This window comes from Mycobacterium sp., from assembly GCF_035623875.1.
GTDB lineage: Bacteria > Actinomycetota > Actinomycetes > Mycobacteriales > Mycobacteriaceae > Mycobacterium.
In genome coordinates this window covers 1-5763 of record NZ_DASPSP010000013.1, presented here as the reverse complement: position 1 = coordinate 5763, position 5763 = coordinate 1, and the positions used below count along the sequence as shown (strand labels likewise).

Sequence of the window (5763 nt, the reverse complement as noted above, 5' to 3'; positions counted from 1 at the left end):
AGGCGGCGGCTCGCGCTGACGATGAAGATCTGAAACACGGTCTCGCCGAAACCGAAGCCGGTAGGCCGGTGGCCTTCGGCCAGCGTGCCGATCAGCAGGTCGAGGTCCTCGACGTTGTTGTTGTAAACGGACTTCAGCTTCTGCCGCAGGTCCGGGCAGTCGGTAAGTTCGTCGAAGCTCTCAATCTGATTCAGCCCTAGCTGGCGGCGGAACTCGTTATAACGCGGGACGCCACGTTCGCGCGCACGCACAATATCCACGGTGCCCATGTCCAAGAATGATTTGCCCGCGACGCTGAGCTCCTGCATGAAGCGGGGAAAGTTGTTGAGCACCAACGCGCCCGGCTGCTGGTTGCCGAAAGAATAGAACAAGTCCGACATCGCGTACTCGCTCGTGATTTCGACCGAGCCGTGCTGACGCGTCGCTGGGAGTGGCACGGGCGTGACGCCGTTTTGGCCACGGCGCCGCAGTTGTAGCGTTTCGGGCAGCAGCGAATGCAGGCGGTAGACCTCCACAAATTCTTCGGACAGCCCAAACGCGCAGTGGTGTCTGTTGATTGGGTTGCCGACGATGCCACCGAGCTCGGGGTTGCGTATATTCACGTCGGACACTGTCTTGCGCGCCTTGCCCTTACGCAGTTTGTAGGTCAGCAAGCCATACCAGTTCGAGTTCAGCCCCGTTTCGAGCGTCTGGTTGGGCAGGATGGCCGGGGTCCATTCGACGGAATGGATCTTGGCCATCAGCGCAGCGTTGATCAGCCGCGCGACATTGAAGAGGCGGTCGTTGTTCCAGTCTGGGTAAGCCGCGTGCAACATGTCGCAGATCGCGTTGTGTTCACGCACGAAGAGGGTGTGCAGCATGGTGAGGCCAACCCACCAGTTGCGCATGAAACCGGCGTCTTCCACTAGGGTGCTGGGCTGAGCCGCTTGGGTGCTGGGCTGAGCCGCTTTGGTGACGCGCTCAACCGGCAGCAAGTCGTCGTCGCCCAACTCCATCTTGCCCATATCAAGGCTGCGCAGCCGTGTTTGGGTGCTCTGGTCGCTGCCGTAGATCTGCGAACCGTCCCACCAGTGGGTGACCTCGTTGATAAAACTCGTGGCGGCCGGCTCCTCTGGACCTCTGCGCGTCGGATCGGGCTGGGTCCTGCTGATCTTTAATTCGTTCTGCAGGTAACGAGCGTGTGCTGGGTCGTCGTCGGGCAGCGGCACCGCGATGACGTCGTTGGGATCGACATCTCCGTGGCTAATCCAGTCATGGGTCATGAACTGGATCCACGATGCGGCCAACAGATTAAGGAATTGAACTGTTGTCGTTTCTGGTTCGCCATCGTCACCGTCGGGGCGCGTGAGCAGCTCCAGGCTGACTTTGCGCGGGTTCGGTACGAGCAGTCCCGGAAGCGTCTCGGGTCGGATGGTTGAGAGCCTGACATTACTCAGGAAGCGCGTGCCGGCAGCGCCTTCCTTCGGATCCTTGAGGTTGTTCCAGCTTCCATCGGCGGTGCGGAACTGTTCGACGCCCTGCGGCACCGGCAGCTCCGCCCTCTGGAACGCGACCAACTCTCCGGCCGGGTAGGTGCTTTTCAGGTTTTTCGCGTTCAGCTGTTCGCGCACGTAGGCCAATATTAGAACTGCGACCAACCACGGGTGGCGGTACCAGTTGGTCCAGATCTTCGCGCGATATCCGTACTTCCGACCCACCAGGTTGGTGAGCCAATCCATAAACCGCGTCAATACTGCGCCGAGCGCCTCGCCCAGGAACAAGCGCAGTCGCTTGAAGCAGCCATGCCCCTGCGCGGGCCACGGCGGCCAGGGCAGGTCGCCCACCACAGGAGGCCTCAGTAGGTCGGGGCCGTTGAAATACTGCGGTGTGGGCACTTCGATATTGATTTCGGCGTATGCGTTGGCCTTCGCGAGGGCTCGCATTTTGCCCCAGTCGGCGGCATCCTTGCCGCCGGCTTGCACCGCCTTGGCGTAGTAGTCCTTGGCTTTGTCGTAGCACTCTTTCTGGAAGTAGGCCAGGCCCGCAAGCGCGTAAACATTGCCGTTGGGGAGCGTGGCAAGCGGGACTCTAAGCCAGGCTAGGGCGTTGTCGTATTCGCCCTTTCTCAGCGCCGACAACGCTTTTCTGTAACACATACGAAAGCTCCTAGCATGGCAAACCCGGAACCAGAATCTACTTGAGTCGGCGGTTAAGGAGGGCATGAAACACGCAATTCACCCGCGGGGGACATGATTAGCGTCAATTCGCTCAATCATTAAGGTGAACAGCATAGGTCAATCACCCGGAAGCTGCCGACCAAAAGCGTTGCCCCCGTGTGACGCGTGATCCAAACGGCTGCTTCAACAGCGCCGTAGGTCGATAATCTCCTCTATTGGTGCAGTGGGCGGCCCGCACCACTGACGAGTGGCGGGAGAGGCGGATGGGGCCAGCAGGCGCGGTGTGCCGAGTGTGCAGCACTGAGCTGCGCCACGGCGCCCGCTTCTGCGACGCATGCGGGGCACCTGCGCCACAAGCGGGAGAGCAGCCGGAGTTCAAGCAGGTGACCGTGTTGTTCGCCGATGTGGTGAATTCTCTGACAATCGCCTCGACGCTGGGGGCGGAGCGGTTGCGCGAGATCATGGCCGGCGTCTTCGGCTGCGCGGCAACGATTACTCGGCGCTACGGCGGCACGGTCGATAAGTTCACCGGCGATGGCATTATGGCGCTGTTCGGCGCGCCAGTCGCTCTGGAGGATCACGCTGTTCGGGCCTGTTTGGCGGCGTTGGACATCCAAGAGCAAATCGCGCAACTGGCCGACGAAGTGCTGCGCCGCGACAGCGTCACGCTGCAGCTGCGGGTCGGGCTGAACTCGGGACAAGTGATTGCCGGCGAAATCAGCTCTGATACAAGGGCGTATACCGCGGTCGGAGAGCAGGTCGGTTTGGCGCAACGGATGGAATCCGTCGCCCCACCCGGCGGGGTGATGCTCAGCGAGTCCACCGCCCGGCTGGTCGAACACGTCACCGTGCTGGGGGCGCCCGAGTCGGTACACGTCAAAGGCGCCGAGGAGCCGCTACCCGCGCGTCGACTGCTCGGGGCCGCGGCTGAGCACGCGCGGATCGGCCGACGCGAGCCGACCCTGGTCGGACGCACCTGGGTGATGAATACCATCGCCGCCATCCTCGAGCAGGCGATCAGCGGTGCCGGATGTGTGGCCGGCGTGGTCGGGCCACCCGGCATCGGCAAGAGTCGCATCATGCGCGAGGCCGTGACGCTGGCGACCGGTCGCGGGGTCGAGGTGTTCACCGTTGCCTGCGAATCCCATACTCGCGATGTTCCGTTTCATCTGGTGGCGCGGCTGCTGCGCCGGGTTTTCGGGGTGAGCAACCTCGACGAGGAGGAGGGCCGGGCGCGGGTGCGGGCCCGCATCCCCGACGCCAACCCCGAGGACCTGCTGCTGCTGGACGACCTGCTCGGAATCGGCGACCCCGACGCCGTGCCGCCCACCATTACGGCTGATGCCCGTCGGCGACGGTTGGCAGCTCTGTTGAATGCCGCCCTCTTGGCACGCACCACACCGGCGCTGTATGTGATCGAGGACTTGCACTGGATTGACGAGGTCAGTGAGGCCATGCTCGCTGGGTTCGTCACTGTTGTGCCGCAAAGCCATTCGCTGGTGCTGATCACTTATCGCCCGGAATACCGGGGCGCGTTGTCGCGGACACCGGGCGCACAGACGATCTCCCTGGCGCCGCTGAACGCGGCGCAGACCGCGGCATTGACCACCGAGCTGCTGGGTACTGACCCGTCGGTACGCGCTCTGGCCGGGCGGATCGCCGAACGCGCCGCCGGAAACCCGTTCTTCGCCGAGGAGATGGTGCGTGATCTGGCTCAACGCGGTGTGCTCGACGGCGATCGCGGCGCCTACCTGTGCCGTGATGACGCCGCCGACATCACTGTGCCGGGCACGCTGCAGGCCACCATCGCCGCCCGCATCGACCGCCTCGGTAGGCCGGCCAAACACTTCCTGTACGCCGCCGCGGTCGTCGGTGCGCGATTCAGGGCTGAGCTGGTGGCCCCCTTGCTCGATGACATCGAAGTAGGGGAGGCGATCGCCGAATTGCTCCAGGTGGAGTTGATCGATCAGGTGATGTTCACCCCGCGGGCCCAGTATGCGTTTCGGCACCCGATGATTCGAACGGTGGCCTACGAGTCACAGTTGAAGGCCGGACGCACCGAGTTGCACCGGCGCCTGGCTGTGGCGATCGAACAGCAGGATCCCGGGGCGGCCGACGAGAACGCCGCCTTGATTGCCGAAAACCTCGAAGCCGCTGGGGATTTGCGTGCGGCGTTCGATTGGCATATGCGCGCCGGCGCCTGGTCCTCCTTCCGCGACATTCGGGCGGCCCGCACCAACTGGCAGCGGGCTCGTCAGGTCGCCGATCGCCTGCCGGCCGACGTCCCATTTCGGGCGGCGATGCAGATCGCGCCGCGCAACCTGCTCTGCGGCACTCTCTGGCGAACCGGCGGCAGCATCGCCGATACCGGTTTCGACGAACTGCGAGATCTGTGCACAGCGGCTGACGACAAGGTGTCGCTGGCGATCGGCATGACCGGGTTCATCATGGCGTTGACGTTCCACAACCGCTTTCGTGAGGCGGCCCGAGTCGCTTCGGAGCAGAGCGACCTGCTCGAATCGATCGGAGACCCGACGCTGACCGTCGCTCTGCTGTTCGCCGCGGTCTACGCGAAATGCCAGGCCGGCGAGATGATCGAGGCGCTGCGATTGTCGGATCGCCTCATCGACTTGGCCGACGGCGACCCCACCAAGGGCAACCTGATCTTCGGTTCACCGCTGAGCACGGCGATCGCGATGCGCGGCCACGTCAAGATGTGTCTGGGCATGCGAGGGTGGCTCGACGACGCCGCGACGTCGATCGCGATGGCTGCTCCTCTCGACCCGACGAGTTATGTTTTCGCCCTGTTGTGGAAGTACGTCGCCTCCATTCCTTTCGGCGCGCTGCCGCCCGATGCGACCGCCATGCGCGAGACCGTCGAGGCGCTGCGCATCGCCGAAAGTTCCAGTGACGACTTCGTTCTCGGGATGGGCCGTCTCTGCCGAGGCCTGGTTCTGGTTTGTCGCGAGGGCCCGCAACGCGAGGCGGGTCTCGACCTGTTTACTCAAGCCCGTGACATGGCCGTGGCGGAGCGGTTCTCCCTGAGCGCGCTGACGATCGTCGAACCCGAGTTCGCATTAGAGAAGGCCCGCACCGGCGATCTCGATGGTGCCATCGACCTGGTGCGGGGAGTCGTGGGCGGGGCGTACGAAAGCGGCGACATGATCTGGCGCGGAAGGGCCACCGAAGTTCTGGTCCAACTGCTGGTCCGACGCGGATCCAGTGGCGACCAATGCGAAGCGCAGGCCGCGATCGACCAACTGGCCGCCGTACCCACCGATCCCGGTTTCGTGCTCCACGAACTGCCGCTGTTGCGTTCGCGGGCACTGCTCGCGCACGCGCGTGGCGACGAAAGCAGCTACCGAAACTTCTTGGAACAACACCGCACCAAGGCGGCAGCCGCCGGCTTTGATGCGCTGATAACCAATGTCGACGCTAATTTGACTGCAGCTCAACACACTTCGGCGGATCACTAATGGCAGGGCTGGGCGAGCGTGCCGTCGTTGTCGGGGCGAGCATGGGTGGGCTGCTGGCCGCGCGGGTCCTGGCCGATTTCTTTGAAACTGTCACAGTTCTCGAACGGGATGTTTTACCTGACGATCCCGCT

Annotated in this window: 2 protein-coding genes; one reads left to right on the top strand and one right to left on the bottom strand. The window is 63.6% G+C overall.

Annotated elements, in window-relative coordinates:
- A partial coding sequence (locus tag VEI45_RS01185) for a peroxidase family protein (RefSeq protein WP_324849311.1) occupies positions 1–2135 on the bottom strand: 2135 nt, incomplete at its 3' end.
- Between the two features lie 284 nt (positions 2136–2419).
- Here VEI45_RS01185 and VEI45_RS01180 point away from each other — a divergent pair.
- Entirely contained in the window at positions 2420–5632 is a 3213-nt protein-coding gene (locus tag VEI45_RS01180) for an ATP-binding protein (RefSeq protein WP_324849310.1), read from the top strand.
- The last annotated feature ends 131 nt before the right edge of the window (positions 5633–5763 follow it).